At 42.5% G+C, this 16,112-nt stretch carries 13 protein-coding genes and 1 tRNA gene; 12 read left to right on the top strand and 2 right to left on the bottom strand.

The window, feature by feature from the left end; all coding sequences use genetic code 11:
- Positions 1 to 189 precede the first annotated feature (189 nt).
- The gene (locus BLW34_RS02515) at positions 190 to 1,152 is read left to right on the top strand and encodes a hypothetical protein (protein ID WP_090575178.1); all 963 of its coding nucleotides are present in this window, start codon (positions 190 to 192) and stop codon (positions 1,150 to 1,152) included.
- Between the two features lie 92 nt (positions 1,153 to 1,244).
- On the opposite strand, the gene BLW34_RS02510 is transcribed toward BLW34_RS02515, so the two are convergent.
- Both BLW34_RS02510 and bioA read right to left on the bottom strand, forming a co-directional pair.
- Positions 1,245 to 2,648, bottom strand: a complete 1,404-nt coding sequence (locus tag BLW34_RS02510) for an MBL fold metallo-hydrolase RNA specificity domain-containing protein (RefSeq protein WP_090575175.1) — start codon at positions 2,646 to 2,648, stop codon at positions 1,245 to 1,247.
- 25 nt (positions 2,649 to 2,673) lie between these two features.
- Positions 2,674 to 3,984 carry an adenosylmethionine--8-amino-7-oxononanoate transaminase gene (bioA, locus tag BLW34_RS02505; RefSeq protein ID WP_090575172.1) on the bottom strand — a complete coding sequence of 437 codons (1,311 nt, stop codon included), beginning with the start codon at positions 3,982 to 3,984 and terminating at the stop codon, positions 2,674 to 2,676.
- 168 nt (positions 3,985 to 4,152) lie between these two features.
- Between bioA and groES the strand changes: the two genes are divergently transcribed.
- The 11 genes from groES (at position 4,153) to BLW34_RS02450 (ending at position 15,778) form a co-directional block, all read left to right on the top strand.
- Positions 4,153 to 4,443, top strand: coding sequence for a co-chaperone GroES (gene groES, locus BLW34_RS02500; RefSeq protein WP_090540227.1), 291 nt, complete (start codon positions 4,153 to 4,155; stop codon positions 4,441 to 4,443).
- Between the two features lie 56 nt (positions 4,444 to 4,499).
- The gene (groL, locus tag BLW34_RS02495) at positions 4,500 to 6,152 is read left to right on the top strand and encodes a chaperonin GroEL (protein ID WP_090540225.1); all 1,653 of its coding nucleotides are present in this window, start codon (positions 4,500 to 4,502) and stop codon (positions 6,150 to 6,152) included.
- Positions 6,153 to 6,350: 198 nt separating this feature from the next.
- Positions 6,351 to 7,109, top strand: coding sequence for an SDR family NAD(P)-dependent oxidoreductase (locus BLW34_RS02490; protein ID WP_090575169.1), 759 nt, complete (start codon positions 6,351 to 6,353; stop codon positions 7,107 to 7,109).
- 61 nt (positions 7,110 to 7,170) lie between these two features.
- Positions 7,171 to 7,256, top strand: a tRNA-Leu gene (locus BLW34_RS02485).
- An 89-nt stretch (positions 7,257 to 7,345) separates the two neighbouring features.
- Positions 7,346 to 8,662 (top strand): trigger factor, encoded by a 1,317-nt coding sequence (gene tig / locus BLW34_RS02480; protein WP_090575166.1) that lies wholly within the window; start codon positions 7,346 to 7,348, stop codon positions 8,660 to 8,662.
- Positions 8,649 to 9,287 (top strand): ATP-dependent Clp endopeptidase proteolytic subunit ClpP, encoded by a 639-nt coding sequence (gene clpP, locus BLW34_RS02475; RefSeq protein ID WP_090575163.1) that lies wholly within the window; start codon positions 8,649 to 8,651, stop codon positions 9,285 to 9,287. Before tig ends, clpP begins: the two co-directional genes overlap by 14 nt.
- Positions 9,288 to 9,368: 81 nt before the next feature.
- Entirely contained in the window at positions 9,369 to 10,655 is a 1,287-nt protein-coding gene (clpX, locus tag BLW34_RS02470; RefSeq protein ID WP_090575160.1) for an ATP-dependent Clp protease ATP-binding subunit ClpX, read from the top strand.
- Between the two features lie 169 nt (positions 10,656 to 10,824).
- Entirely contained in the window at positions 10,825 to 13,239 is a 2,415-nt protein-coding gene (gene lon, locus BLW34_RS02465) for an endopeptidase La (protein ID WP_090575157.1), read from the top strand.
- Between the two features lie 741 nt (positions 13,240 to 13,980).
- Positions 13,981 to 14,364 carry a DciA family protein gene (locus BLW34_RS02460; RefSeq protein WP_177165933.1) on the top strand — a complete coding sequence of 128 codons (384 nt, stop codon included), beginning with the start codon at positions 13,981 to 13,983 and terminating at the stop codon, positions 14,362 to 14,364.
- A 563-nt stretch (positions 14,365 to 14,927) separates the two neighbouring features.
- Positions 14,928 to 15,281 (top strand): hypothetical protein, encoded by a 354-nt coding sequence (locus tag BLW34_RS02455; protein WP_090575152.1) that lies wholly within the window; start codon positions 14,928 to 14,930, stop codon positions 15,279 to 15,281.
- A gap of 62 nt (positions 15,282 to 15,343) precedes the next feature.
- Positions 15,344 to 15,778 carry a hypothetical protein gene (locus BLW34_RS02450; protein ID WP_143037845.1) on the top strand — a complete coding sequence of 145 codons (435 nt, stop codon included), beginning with the start codon at positions 15,344 to 15,346 and terminating at the stop codon, positions 15,776 to 15,778.
- The last annotated feature ends 334 nt before the right edge of the window (positions 15,779 to 16,112 follow it).

Genomic DNA, 16,112 nt, shown 5'->3' with positions numbered 1-16,112 from the left:
GAAGTTTTGAGAAAGAGTGGTGTAGTGACTCATACACCCGACTGAGCAAAATCTTTCTTATTAATCAAAAGACAAGTGAGGGCACGTGCCAATTTATGAAATATTCGGGTTTAATCCTGATTATATGAATGATTGCTCGAAAGTACGTGACAAGTAAAGTGAAGTGATATCCATGTCCAGGAGGGCAAAATGCTAAGTGGCACAGTTGTGGAAGTTGCGATTGGATTGGTGTTTTGCTATGCATCGGTTGCATTGATTACGAGTTCCATTTATGAGTCCATCGCATCTTTTCTCGGTCTTCGCTCGAAGAGTTTGTTGACAGGGATTAAAAAGCTCCTGAATGCTGGCAATCCCTGTGGCGAGGAACTGCTTTTAAGAATTTACAATCATGCATTGGTGCATCCGACAGGTAACGGCGCAGCTACATCGCTGGCAGATCTCGGGAGTCGCCCTTCCTACATCGATTCAAAAAATTTCTCACTTGCCTTGATCGATGCGATCCAATCCGCACCTGATGATTTTGCAAGACTCAGCGAGGACATTGATGCCATCAAGGACGAGCAAATTCGCAAACTACTTCGTGGCATGTATGAAAGATCAGCCGGTAAAATGGAGAAATTGCATGAGCAACTGGTTGCCTGGTTCGATGCAGGAATGGACCGGGTGGCTGGTTCATTCAAGCGGCAATCGCAGGTTTGGTGTTTTGGCATTGCCTTCGTGCTGGCGGCGATGTTGAATATCGATAGCATTCACCTTTTTTCAACATTGTGGAAACAACCGACTTTAGCCGCCCGAATTACCATGACGACTAGCCTTCCTCTTTCAGCCCCCATCGCAGAAGATAGGGTGCTTACGGCTAATGATGACGTTGCCGAGGACAAGAGTCAGGCCATGATTGATTCTTTTAAACAATTGGAAGAGTTGCCTATTGGCTGGCAGAATCAGCAATTTTGCAAAACAGAATCTGGCTGCTCCAGTTTTCTTGAATTTTATCATTATGATTATCCTGGTTTCCTGTTAATTATTTTTGGCTGGCTGATCACTGCATCGGCCTCACTCTTTGGTGCACCATTCTGGTTTGATTTATTGCAACACCTGACCCACTTACGTGGGACCGGCCCCAAACCAAAATCGACCACAATGCATGAGTGATGATGGAGTATTCACGCCACTATGGTTATGGCTCATTGAAGCGATTTTTCCGGGGATGGCATTGATGTTGCTGTAGTAAAGATGTATTTCGTTCAAAGCGGGATTGAAGTGAGTCGTTCTGGCACAATGGCATGCCACTTTAGCTTTTGTTCAATAGCATCTGCCAATGCAGCGGCACTACTTGATTCACCATGAACGACAAAGATTCTTTCTGGTTCACTGTTGAAATTTTTCAACCAGCTCAGCAAACCTGCTTGATCCGCGTGTGCGGAAAGGCCACCAATGGTGTAGATGTCCGCGCGAACAGGTATCTCCTGTCCGAAGATGTGAACTTGCTTGGCGCCATCAACCAATCTTCGCCCCAGTGTTCCTGCAGCTTGAAAGCCGGTTATGAGGATGGAGCATTCGGGTCTGGGAAGATTAAATTTGAGGTGATATTTGATACGCCCCGCATCACACATGCCGCTGGCAGAAATAATAATTGCGCCTTGTTGTACCGTGTTAAGTGTGATCGAGTCTTCAACATCCTGGATAAAATTTATCTTTAATTTTCTGCCGCTACTGTTGAACCACTGCAGGGTCTCGGTTGCCTCCTTGTCTAGCAGTTTGGCATGCTTTAGTGTGATGTCTGTGGCGGCAAGCGCCATGGGTGAGTCTACATAGATATCCATCTCTCCAAGCTTGCCCTGACGGTGAAGATCCACCAGCAGAAAGAGTAATTCCTGTGTGCGTCCTACAGCAAAAGCGGGTACGACGATGTTGCCGCCTTTGCGCAATAGCGTATCGTTGATAGCATGGACCAATTCATCCAGAGTATCGGTCATGGTTCGATGCAAGCGATTACCGTAGGTTGATTCTATGAGCAGGATGTCGGTTTGCTGAATGGGCGTTGGGTCGCGTACGATAGGGTGGGTGAGTTGTCCAAGGTCACCGGAAAATACCAATTTTTTCTGCTCTGTGTCAGATTTTATCCATAGTTCAATAATGGCGGAACCCAGTATATGTCCTGCATCACGGAATTTGCAGCGTACTGATGGGTGAGGGGAAATTTCTGTGTCATAGCTTACGCCACGCAATTGTTTAAGAAAGGTTTCTGCTTGTGCAACGGTATAAAGTGGGGCATTTTCGTGATTGGAGAATAGGTGCTTGCGTCTTAACGTTTTATTCTGCCATTCAGCCTCCTTTTCCTGGATATAGGCGCTATCTTTGAGCATGACCTTAAGGAGATCGATAGTGGCTTCAGTCGTGTAAACGGGGCCTCTGAAACCCCATGCGCTTAAGCGAGGGAGTAGCCCGGAATGATCAATATGAGCATGAGTGAGCAGAACAAAGTCAATCTGTTCCGGATCGAAGCAGAAAGCCGTTCTATTCTTACGATCTGCCTCACGCCCCCCTTGGAACATGCCGCAATCCACAAGAAAACGTGTGTGAGTGGTTTCGATCAGGTAGCTTGAGCCAGTGACTTCACCGGCGCCGCCCAAGAAAGTGAGTTGCATGATGATGGTTTCCCTTTATTTTGTATCAAAACGTATCAAGAATATGCAATACGCTTTTTACCAGCCAATCCATTTCATCTTCATTAATAATGTAGGGGGGCATGAAATAAACAGTATTGCCGAGTGGACGCAGCAATAGTTTTTTATCGAGCGCCCTTTTAAAGAAAGAGTTTGTAAAAGTAGGGTCATCAGTAATGACTTCGAACGCCCATATCATGCCGCAGTTACGAAAATTGCTTACCTTGGGATGAGATTGAAGCGATTGTGACAGTTGGTTGAGATAATTTGCTTTAATACGATTGGCTTCAAGAATATTGTTCTGCTCGAAGATGTCGAGTGTGGCCAGCGCAGCCCGGCAGGCCAAAGCATTGCCGCTATGGGAATGTGAGTGTAAAAAAGCCTGAGAGGTCTTGTCATGATAAAAAGCTTGAAAAATGGTGTTAGTTGTCATGACAACTGAAAGCGGCAAATAACCACCGCTCAATCCTTTTGACAAACATAAAAAATCAGGCGTGATGCTGGCCTGTTCACAAGCGAACATCGTCCCCGTACGACCAAATCCAACCGCAATTTCATCTGCAATCAGATGTACTTGATATTTACTGCAGATTTCTCTGGCACGCTGTAGATAAACAGGATGATACATTCCCATTCCTGCGGCACCTTGAACGAGCGGTTCTAGGATTAGTGCGGCAGTATGAGCATGATGTTCATTGAGATAATTTTCCAGCTTATTGGCTGCTTTCAATGCATGTTCCTCAGGAGATTCTCCTTCCACTGCATTACGCCAGTCCGGGGAGGGCATGTGCTGGGTATGTCGCAGTAAGGGTGCATAGATTTGTTTAAAAAGCGCGACATCGGTTACTGACAGGGCTCCCAGCGTTTCACCGTGATAGCCGTTTTGTAAGCTAATAAAATCGATTTTGGCAGTCAGACCACATTGTTGCCAGTAGTGAAAGCTCATTTTCAGAGCAATTTCAGTCGCCGAAGCGCCATCGCTGGCGTAAAAGCAATGTCCCAGGTTGCCCGGCGCTAATTTGCATAGTCGTTCTGATAGTGATACGACGGGTTCATGCGTGAAACCAGCAAGCATGACATGTTCAAGCTTGCTGAGCTGATCATTGAGGGCGCTATTGATGTGAGGGTGGCAATGGCCAAACAGATTGACCCACCAGGAGCTGATTGCATCGATATAGCAATTGCCATTGGAATCGTATAACCAGACTCCATGACCTTTTACTATGGAAACGGGAGGAAAAATCTCATGTTCTTTCATTTGGGTACAAGGGTGCCATACGGCTTTTTGGCTGCGCTCTGACAAATTTTTATCACTCATTGACTTGAAATTCCTTCTAATAGATCCTATTATTAGCACTCGTTGGCGATGAGTGCTAATGCTATTTATGTTATCGCCAATGCCTCTGCGGGACTTTCCCTGTCCAGGCCAACGTTATTTACGTTATTGGTGTTCATGTTTTTTTAATCATTATTAGGAGAAACAGCTATGAATATTCGCCCTTTACATGACCGTGTTATTGTCAAGCGGCTCGAGGAAGAACGCAAGACCGCTTCTGGAATTGTTATTCCCGATTCAGCTACAGAAAAACCAGACCAAGGCGAGATAGTCGCTGTAGGGAAAGGTAAAGTGGGTGATGATGGTAAAGTTCGCGCGCTGGAAGTCAAGGTGGGCGACAAGGTACTGTTTGGAAAATATTCTGGTCAGGCCGTAAAGATAAAAGGTGAAGAATATCTGGTAATGCGCGAAGAAGATATCATGGGAGTAGTCGAAGGTTAATTGGGTTCGAGATTTTTAGTAATTAGATAATATAACTGTATATTAGGAGAAAGATGATGGCAGCAAAGGAAGTAAGATTCGGTGATGTGGCCCGTCATAATTTGGTCAATGGGGTCAACATTCTAGCAGACGCGGTTAAGGTCACCTTGGGTCCAAAAGGTCGCAATGTAGTGCTGGAGCGCTCTTATGGCGCACCTACGATTACCAAGGATGGTGTTTCAGTAGCGAAAGAGATTGAGCTGAAAGATAAGTTCGAAAATATGGGCGCCCAGATGCTCAAGGAAGTCGCGAGCAAAACATCTGACGTAGCCGGCGATGGAACTACAACCGCGACCGTATTGGCGCAATCTATCGTAAAAGAAGGAATGCGCTATGTGGCTGCTGGCATGAATCCAATGGATTTAAAACGCGGTATCGATAAAGCGGTTACGGCAACCATTGAAGATTTGAAAAAGCTTTCCAAACCCTGTTCCACAAGCAAGGAAATTGCGCAGGTTGGCAGTATTTCAGCCAATTCCGATGTGGAAATAGGCAAGATCATTGCTGAGGCAATGGAAAAAGTGGGTAAAGAAGGGGTGATTACGGTTGAGGACGGCTCAGGCTTGCAGAACGAGCTTGAGGTCGTTGAAGGGATGCAATTTGATCGTGGTTATCTTTCTCCTTATTTTGTCAGCAGCGCGGAAAAACAAATCGCATTGCTGGAAAACCCTTATGTGTTGTTGCACGATAAAAAGATTTCCAATATCCGTGATTTACTACCAGTATTGGAGCAGGTAGCCAAAGCAGGCAAGCCTCTGCTGATCATCGCTGAAGATGTGGATGGCGAAGCGCTGGCTACGCTGGTGGTAAACAACATACGCGGAATACTTAAAACTTGCGCAGTCAAAGCGCCTGGCTTTGGTGATCGCCGTAAAGCGATGTTGGAAGATATTGCAGTCCTCACGGGTGGTACAGTAATTGCTGAGGAAGTTGGGTTGTCGCTCGAAAAAGCCAAACTGGAAGATTTGGGGCAAGCTAAGCGAATTGAGATTGGGAAAGAAAATACCACCATTATCGACGGTGCAGGTAACGCTAAAAATATTGAAGCGCGTGTGGTTCAAATTCGTACTCAGATCGAAGAAGCTACGAGTGATTACGATAAGGAAAAACTCCAGGAACGGGTGGCAAAATTGGCGGGTGGTGTAGCGCTCATCAAAGTAGGCGCGGCTACTGAAGTTGAAATGAAAGAGAAAAAAGCACGCGTCGAAGATGCACTGCATGCTACACGCGCAGCGGTGGAAGAAGGGATTATCCCCGGCGGTGGTGTAGCGTTGTTGCGGGCGATTAATACCGTAAGCAAAGTGAAAGGTGATAATCACGACCAGGATGCAGGTATTAAAATCGTTTTACGTGCATTAGAAGAACCATTGCGTCAAATTGTGGCCAACTGTGGTGATGAGCCTTCTGTGGTAGCTAATAAAGTGAAAGAAGGTCAGGGTAACTTTGGCTACAATGCGGCCACGAGCGAATATGGAGATATGGTTTCCATGGGTGTATTAGATCCTACCAAAGTTACGCGCTCAGCATTGCAAAACGCTGCTTCTGTTGCGAGCCTCATTCTGACGACTGATGCAATGGTAGCGGAGTCGCCAAAAGAAGAATCTGCTGGTCCTGGTGCTGGTATGGGCGGCATGGGTGGTATGGGTGGTATGGGTGGTATGGAGATGTAACCCTATCCATTTCCGGATTATGTGAGGATCGCTACAGTGACAGACTTTGCTTCGGCAGCCTGTTGCTGTGGCGATTAATTTTTATGTATCTTTTAAAGTATAAACTCTTCATATATAAGCAATGGCATGGTATTGCAACTGATTTAGAATGAGTTAGGTATAAAATAGATAGTCTTTCATGTTATTGCTCTTATTTTGATGAACAATTTAAAGAATTATCAAGCGGATAAAGATTTACTTAGCGAACGAGTCATTTTAGTTACCGGGGCTGGGCAGGGGATTGGGCGCGCTGCTGCGATAGCTTATGCTACTTATGGTGCTACAATCATTTTGCATGGTCGCAAAGTTGAGAAACTAGAGCGTGTCTACGATGATATTCAAGCGCTAGGTAGAGAAGAGGCCATTATTTTTCCTTTTGATTTTGAGAAAGCAGTAGAGAAAGATTTTCAGGCGATCGCTGATGCAATTGCATCGCAATTAGGCAGACTAGATGGGATATTGCATAATGCTGCATTTACCTTTGGCCCGATGCCATTGGAGAACCATACGCTAGAGCAATGGCAATTAATCATGCAAGTCAATTTACTTGCGCCGGCTACACTTAATCGAGTTTGCCTGCCATTACTCAAAGCATCTTCCGATGCCAGTATTATTATGACATCAGATACACATGGTCATGAGCCCTCTGCTTATTGGGGTGGGTTTGCAGTAGCTAAGGCAGGTGTGGAAGCATTAGTTAAAATTCAATCCCAAGAATGGGAGTTATTGCCAAACTTACGTATCAATGCGCTCATTCCTGGTCCTGTTCACTCACCTCAGCGCACAAAAACACATCCGGGTGAAATAAAACATTTATTGCTCCAACCTCAGGATTTAATGAGGACTTATCTTTTCTTTATGGGGCCAGATAGCAGGGGAGTGAGTGGTAAAGTAGTGTCTTGTCAAGATGTAAGATAGTTCGGCTGCGATATTATGAATAAAAAGGTATAATTAAATAGTGGTAAAAACAGGGTAATACGCGAAAGTGGCGGAATTGGTAGACGCACCAGATTTAGGTTCTGGCGCCGATGAGGTGTGGGGGTTCGAGTCCCCCCTTTCGCACCAGAGAATCGAGTTTAAGTCTTTTTCGGCTTATATTACGCAACATATTTATTCATCTTGGTAATTATTTGGCAGTTATTTAGGAAGATTTAATGCAATCAAACGTTGAAAATCCCAATATTTTGGAACGAAATCTTGATATTTCGATTTCTCAAGAAAATATCCAAGTGGAAGTAGACGATCGTCTAAAGCGCTTGGCTGGAAAAGTAAAAGTACAAGGTTTTCGCCCTGGTAAAGTACCGCTAAGAATAGTGGCTCAACAATTTGGCGCGAAGTTGCGTCAGGAAGTGTTGGGAGAAATGTTGCAGAAGCATTTTCAAGAAGCTGTCCAGCAGCAAAATTTACGAGTTGTCGGAGCTCCACATTTTAAAGCTAAGCAATCTGAAGAAAATAATGCTCATTATGAATTTAGTGCGACATTTGAGGTCTATCCGGATATAACGCTTGGTGATTTGAGTGCTCTCAGTGTGAATAAGCCTGTGGTAAAAATTGATGATAAAGAAGTTGAAAAAACATTGCATATTTTGCAAAAACAGAGAGCCAAATATGAATTGGTTCATCGACCAGCAGCATTAGGTGATCGAGTTAATATCGATTACCGCGGTCTGATCGATGGGAATGAATTCCAGGGTGGCAAGGCGAATGATTTTACTTTGATTCTGGGCGATAGATACATTTTAAAAGATTTCGAAGATGCTATTCTCGGTATGAATTTGGGAGAAGAGAAATCATTTCAAATGATTTTTCCTGATGATTATCACGATAAAGAAGTTGCGGGAAGACCCGTTGTATTTAATGTCAAGCTCAACAAAGTTGAGGAGCCTGTATTAGCTGATATCGATAATGAATTTGCCAAATCACTTGGTATTCAAGATGGCGATATGAAAAGAATGTATGACGAAATTCGATTAAGTCTGGAGCGTGAAGTTTCTCAAAGGACCCGAGCAAAACTGAAAGAACAAATCATGCAATGCTTACTTGATACGGCGATATGTAATGCGCCAAGAATTTTAGTTGCGCAGGAAGTAAAACATTTAGTTCAAGATGCCAAAAATAGCCTTGCAACACAAGGCATACACAGCGAAGAAATCCCTCTCTCGCCAGAATCATTTTTGGAAAGAGCTGAGCGGCGTGTGAAATTGGGTTTAATTTTGGCTGAGTTAGTAAAAATTCATAATTTGAATGTTAAGCCGGAACAGATAAAAAAATATGTAGAGTATTATGCTCAGAGTTATGAAAATCCTGAGCAAGTGGTTAAGTGGCACTACTCGTCGCCTGAGCGTTTGAGAGAGATCGAATCAATAGTATTGGAAGATAATGTCGTTTCATGGGCATTGGAGCAGGTCAAGGTGATTGACCAGGAGATAGCTTTTGAGGATTTGATGGGTTATCCTCATGCGTCAGCTTAAACAGGAGCAAGTTAATTTGGAGACGAGAGGTTTAGGTTTGATTCCGATGGTTATTGAAACCAGCGGGAGGGGTGAGCGTGCCTATGATATTTATTCACGATTATTAAAAGAAAGGATTATTTTTCTTGTAGGACCAGTTACTGAAGCATCGGCAAACTTGATTGTGGCTCAACTTTTATTTTTGGAATCAGAAAGTTCAGATAAAGATATTTCTTTTTATATCAATTCTCCCGGGGGCTTGGTTTCTGCAGGACTTGCTATTTACGATACGATGCAGTTTATAAAACCCGATGTCAGTACGCTTTGTGTTGGCCAGGCGGCAAGTATGGGTTCTTTGTTGTTGACGGCTGGAGCAAAGGGTAAACGCTTTTGTTTGCCCAACTCCCGCGTTATGATTCACCAACCCATGGGGGGATTTCAGGGGCAAGCTTCTGATATTGAAATACATGCTAAAGAGATTTTGTATTTGAAAAGTCGCTTGAATGAGATCATGGCTAAGCATAGCGGGCAGTCAGTAAAGACGATAGAGAGAGATACGGATCGTGATAATTTTCTTAGTGCAGAAGAATCGGTAAAGTATGGTCTTGTCGATGCAGTATTGACGAGTAGAGATAATAAGAAATGAAATGGGTTTGCTTTGTTTAATCAGATTTCAATACTTTCCTTTGTTAAAATGGCATTTACTCAATGGTTGTGGAGTTAAATTATGTCTGAGAAAATGAATGGCGATAAACTTCTCTATTGTTCCTTTTGTGGCAAAAGCCAGCATGAGGTGAGAAAGCTGATAGCGGGACCATCTGTATTTATTTGCGATGAATGTATCGATCTTTGTAACGATATTATTCGCGAGGAAATGCAAGTTAATGAAACAGCTAAATTAGCGAAATCAAATCTGCCTGTACCTCGTGAAATATGCCAGATTCTAGATCAATATGTTATCGGTCAGGAATCAGCCAAGAAGATTCTTTCTGTCGCTGTATATAATCACTATAAGCGTTTAAGGAATTTGACCAAGGTCAGTGATACTGATGATATAGAACTTGCAAAAAGTAATATTCTTTTAATTGGCCCAACCGGTTCTGGTAAAACCCTATTAGCTCAAACGCTAGCTAGATTATTGGATGTGCCATTCATTATTGCGGATGCAACGACGCTTACCGAAGCGGGTTATGTGGGTGAGGATGTCGAAAATATCATTCAGAAATTACTACAGAAATGTAATTACGATGTGGAGAAGGCTCAGCGTGGCATTATTTATATTGACGAAATAGATAAGATTTCGCGTAAATCTGATAATCCTTCGATCACTCGGGATGTCTCCGGTGAAGGCGTGCAGCAGGCGTTGTTAAAGCTAATAGAAGGAACACTTGCCCTAGTGCCTCCTCAAGGAGGACGTAAGCATCCCAATCAAGAGTTTATTCAAATAGATACTACCAATATTTTGTTCATTTGTGGTGGAGCATTTGATGGGATAGATAAAATAATACGATCAAGATCGGAAAAGGGTGGTATAGGCTTTGGTGCTGAAATAATCAATCGCGATAACCATAAAGAAATTAATGAGGTATTAAAGGCAGTCGAGCCTGAAGACCTGATTAAGTATGGTTTAATCCCAGAATTTGTTGGACGCTTGCCAGTTATTGCGACATTAGATGAACTTAATGAGTCTGCTCTGATCCAAATATTAACCGAACCTAAAAATGCTCTTGTCAAGCAATATTGGAAACTATTCAACATGGAGGGAGGTGTTGAATTAGAATTTCGTGAGCAGGCACTTAAAGCAATAGCAAAGAAAGCATTGATACGCAAAACAGGGGCACGTGGTCTGCGATCGATTCTGGAAGAGACACTGCTGGATATAATGTATGATTTACCCTCACTTGAGAATGTTTCTAAAGTTGTGATTGATTATGGATCAGTAAATGGTGATATCAAACCTATTTTGATTTATTCAGATCAACCAAAGATTACTAAGAATTCAAAGCAAGCTTAAAAAATGATAGCTAAGTTTGACTATAGCACTCGGAGTAAAATTAGCTAAAAATCATCAAATTAAGAAACGCATTAAATAACTGCGATACATCGTAGTATTTCCAATTCGATATTTTTGAATAGAATAGCGCCCTAGTTTAGACTATTGGTGTTTAACCTAAAGTGTAAATATGACCTCGGTAGATAACGAATCAAATCAACTGATTTTGCCATTATTACCATTACGTGATGTAGTTGTTTTTCCGCATATGGTAATACCCCTATTTGTTGGACGGCCAAAATCTATAAAGGCATTAGAGCTTGCTATGGAGTCCGGCAAGAATATCTTGTTGGTAGCACAGAAATCAGCTGCTAAAGATGACCCTGCTCCACGAGATCTTTATAGCATATGCTGTGTTTCGAGTCTGCTTCAAATGCTTAAGCTTCCTGATGGTACCGTTAAAGTCTTGGTGGAAGGAAGTTACCGGGCTCGTATTTTGGAATTTATTGACTCAGAATCTTATTTCTCAGGAAAGGCACTTCAAATCTCTATTGACAGTGTAAATACTCCAGAAATAGAAGCAACACGTCGCGCCCTCATATCGCAATTTGATCAATTCGTAAAATTAAATAAAAAGATACCCCCTGAAATTCTGGCATCTCTTGCGGGTATTGATGAGGCTGGGCGATTGGCTGATACAATCGCTGCTTATCTTCCCCTGAAATTAGAGAAAAAGCAGGAAATACTTGAAATTTTTGATGTACAGAAGCGATTAGAACATCTACTGGGTTTGTTGGAAACAGAGCTCGATATTCTTCAAGTAGAAAAGCGTATTCGTGGAAGAGTTAAGCGTCAGATGGAGAAGAGTCAACGAGATTACTATCTGAATGAACAAGTTAAGGCCATTCAGAAAGAGTTGGGCGAAGGAGAGGAGGGGGCTGATTTAGAGGAAATCGAGAAAAGAATTAAATCCGCCTCATTGCCTAAAGATGCGCATACAAAAGCTGAGTCAGAGTTGAAGAAGTTACGTCTGATGTCACCGATGTCAGCTGAAGCTACAGTTGTTCGTAATTATATTGATGCGTTAGTTTCATTACCGTGGAAGCAGAAAAGTAAAATTTGTAAGGATCTTAATACGGCAGAAGCCGTTTTAGAGCAAGATCATTATGGATTAGAAAAGATTAAAGAAAGAATAATAGAGTATTTAGCTGTACAACAAAGAGTTAGCAAACTAAAAGCACCGATCCTTTGCCTTGTTGGTCCTCCTGGAGTGGGTAAAACCTCGCTTGGTAGATCTATAGCTCGTGCTACGAATCGGAAATTTATGCGTATGTCTTTGGGAGGGGTGCGTGATGAAGCAGAAATACGCGGTCATCGTCGTACATATATAGGGGCAATGCCTGGGAAAATTCTGCAGAATATTACTAAGGTTGGCGTCAGAAACCCATTATTCTTATTGGATGAAGTGGATAAGATGGGAATGGATTTTCGTGGAGATCCAGCTTCTGCATTATTGGAGGTACTTGACCCAGAGCAAAATAGTACTTTTGTTGATCATTACATTGAGGTTGAATATGACTTATCAGATGTAATGTTTGTTGCCACAGCTAACACACTGAACATACCTCCCGCATTGCTTGATCGTATGGAAGTAATACGATTATCGGGTTATACGGAAGATGAAAAACTCAATATTGCTAGGCAATATTTATTACCTAAGCAAATGAAGAATCATGGGCTTGAAGAAGGGGAGTTGATAATTTCTGAATCTGCTCTACGAGATATCGTGCGTCACTATACGAGGGAAGCTGGTGTACGGGCCATGGAGCGAGAAATTTCCAAGATCTGCCGTAAAGTTGTGAGGGCCATATTAAGCAAAAAAGGGGAAGATAAAGAGAAAGTTACGATTAATTCGCGCAATCTTGGTAATTACCTAGGTGTTCATCGTTATGCTTACGGCATAGCAGAGGAAAAAAGTCAAATAGGACAGGTTACTGGCTTGGCGTGGACAGAAGTGGGTGGAGAGCTGCTAACAATTGAGGCAGTGGCATTACCTGGTAAAGGAAAGACAATTACTACCGGTAAATTAGGTGAGGTGATGCAGGAATCTGTTCAGGCTGCTTTGTCAGTAGTTCGTAGTCGCTCAACAATACTTGGCATAGCAGATGATTTTTATCTTAAAAAAGATATTCATATTCATTTGCCTGAAGGTGCAACGCCAAAGGATGGACCTAGTGCAGGTATTGGTATTTGCGTTGCTATGGTTTCTGTATTAACAGGAATACCGGTTCGTGCAACTGTGGCCATGACAGGAGAAATAACATTGCGTGGAGAGGTATTACCAATAGGTGGGCTCAAAGAAAAACTATTAGCAGCTCATCGTGGTGGTATTAAGATGGTGCTGATACCAGAAGAGAATATTAAAGATTTAAATGAAATACCGGCAAATATAAAGAACAAGCTAAAAATTCAACCAGTAAAATGGATAGATCAGGTTCTGGAATTAGCACTAGAACATAGACCCGAAGCGCTTCCATCAACAGTTCAAAATACGCTGCCAGCTATGAGCGAAGATGATGTCGCTAATGCTATTATTAAGCATTAGCCCGTGGCTTCTGAGAAAAATTTCTTTATCTCAGAAGCTAAGCCCATGAGTGTGAATCCTGATTCAGGTTCGTAAATTAATTTTTTCTCAACAGCTTGCTAACCTCTGATATGAACATTGAAGAGAGTAGTAACCGGCTGCATTGACATGCGGTGGTATTTAGCATTGATCAGGAAGAGATATCATAATTTTTTAAACAATCTCTTTCATCAGATCAAAAAAGGGGGAGTGATGATTACCTTTACTGGCGGAGATCGGTAAAACTCAGAATCATGCTGTTTGGGTGATACTCCCTGACAAACCCAGAGAATGATTCCTCCAGGCACACACCGCCAATGACACTTTCGAAGTATTTTTTGCTGTGAGCCTATTACAGGGTATCGTCAAGATGCTTACAAAAATATTTCAACGAATACAAAGTATTTTAACGAATTTTGCTATCGCTTTAACAAAGAGCATGGAAAGCAAATCTGCTATTATGGTTCCTCAGTATGCGTTTGACTCATGACTGGATTAAACTAAAAATAACTTAGAGGGATGCAAGGTTATGTCTATGGGAAACAGTGCTACAGTGGGTGGTGTCTTTAGACTTCACCTGACTATATCAATAAGATGCGGTTAATCACAGTTTAAATTAATATATTTTCCTGGAAAGATTGCATAGTATAAAATATGACTACGCGTAGAGTGGGTAATTTTCTTAGTATCCTTAGCGGAATGCCAGCTCATCAGAGCTTATTCGTGTCAGCAAATCAAATAATTCAAATACAACATCTCTTTTTGAGAATGATTTCTCCTCAATTAGCTAAACGATGCGTCATTGGAAAATTTTCTGATGGAATACTCATAATATATACGGATAGTAGCGCTATAGCGGCAAAATTAAGACAAATCACTCCGTCATTGCTCAACAAGTTTGATTCTCAAGTGGTTTCAATCCAAATCGTTGTGGATGCCCGTTGTCGTAGAAACTCAATGAGCATTTCATCCAAACAGAAACCACAGCTTAGCCAAAGCGCCGCTCAAGATTTGAATCAATTAGCTTTGGCAATGCCCGTATCGCCCCTCAGAACTGCTATCGAGTCACTGCTCAATAATTGCAAACCTAATCCAAATTTTTCATAAAGGCGAGTGAATTTTGCCTAATCCTCACTGAGATTCCTTCGCAATTCGTATAAGTGTTGGCGCTGAGGGATATTCAAAGGGTACGGAATTTTCTAGGATTGGAATTATTAATTCATAATTTTTGGTGACGCATAGGGGATGAGGTCAAAGAAGCAAGAGCACAGGCCTTTATGATGATTTCTTTCGCATGCGACAGAGCACAGTGCGTCTTTTCCTTTCCATTCCTTCCTCTCATCATTAACCCGAATATTTCATAAATTCGCGTGATGATCACGCAGGATCTTGATTAATAGGGAAGTTTTGAGAAAGAGTGGTGTAGTGACTCATACACCCGACTGAGCAAAATCTTTCTTATTAATCAAAAGGCAAGTGAGGGCACGTGCCAATTTATGAAATATTCGGGTTAATTGTATCCTGTCAGTATGCCAGGAGGCATCAGAGTCTAAATTTATTTAGAATAAGTTGCAATATCCCTAAAATAAGCCAACAATAAGAAATTGCAGTGGTGCAGGAACTGCATCAAAAAATCTCAATTCCTGACTTCTTAATTGAGGAGGAGCAACATGAAAATATGGACTAATTTTTTAGTTTTAATTGTTGTTGGCCTGCTGACTTCATGCGCACACATGTATCCTCATCCAATGGATATGACGCAAGCTATTCAGAATGCTAAAACCGCTGCTGACCATGAGGCGCTAGCTAGGCATTATGAAGGGGTTGCTAAAGATCTACAGTCAAAAGCACAAGAGTATAAGAAAATGCTTGAGAAATACGAAATCAATGCTCCATACTATGGCAGACGAGCCCAAGATTTGCAGGAGCATACTGGGGCTTTGATCCGTCTTTACGAACAAGCTGCAAAAGCAAATATGGATATGGCTGATTCCCATCGTAAAATGGCTGTAGAGATCAAGTAGTGTTTGATCAATAACACAGTAAGACTCAACTCTATACTGAGTATTAAAACTTGCTGTCTGGAATGAAGCATTCGACCCTCTATACCTGCTCCAGCCTGCTTTCCTTTCGGTATTCGAAACGGTTGTTAAGCGGGTTATTACTCATTTCGCTATTGGCGGTGCAGGTAAAGATCATGCTGGAGGGCTGTCTCGTGATGCCTTATCTGCCAGCGCAGCAGAGCATGGCGCATACGGAGGGGGCTTGTGCTGAACCGGCTTCACCTGCTGAGCGAGTCTGCCTGGCCAACTGTGAATATTCCGTAAGCAAGCCTAAACCTTCTGGTGAAATCGCGTTGCTTGACGTTATCGTAGGATCACCAATGGTAATGTTTGTGATGGGTTTGTTCCCCAGCTTCTCACCCCATCCTTCTTATGCTGTATTTGTGCTTACGATCGGACCGCCTTTGTATTTACTTTTCCTGCGCCTTTTCATTCCCATCCCTTCCTCTCATCATTAAATGACTGGATTTCTGCCTGTCTGTTGGCGTAAGCAAAATTCCACTTGATTCAAAATACCTTCAATCGTTCTTCAGGCTTGTTCTGATTTCCTCGTCAGAAGGAAAGCGCGACATATCTTGTCAGTGTACCAGGATGTATTTACCTGCCTGGACCGTCATGATTAATGTATGGGCGCTTATTTATTAAGGAGATGGGATGGACGCCTCCCTCCCCACGGGGAGCAGAGGTGAGCAATAGAGATTGAGATTGAGCCCCTCACGGACCTAACGGCATCTACGTGCCAAGGTGGAGATAATAAGATTTTTCCACAAACGGACGGAGGGGCTGAGATGA

It is taken from the genome of Nitrosomonas sp. Nm58, from assembly GCF_900107335.1.
In the GTDB taxonomy this organism is placed as follows: domain Bacteria; phylum Pseudomonadota; class Gammaproteobacteria; order Burkholderiales; family Nitrosomonadaceae; genus Nitrosomonas.
This window is presented reverse-complemented; position numbering and strand designations above follow the sequence as displayed.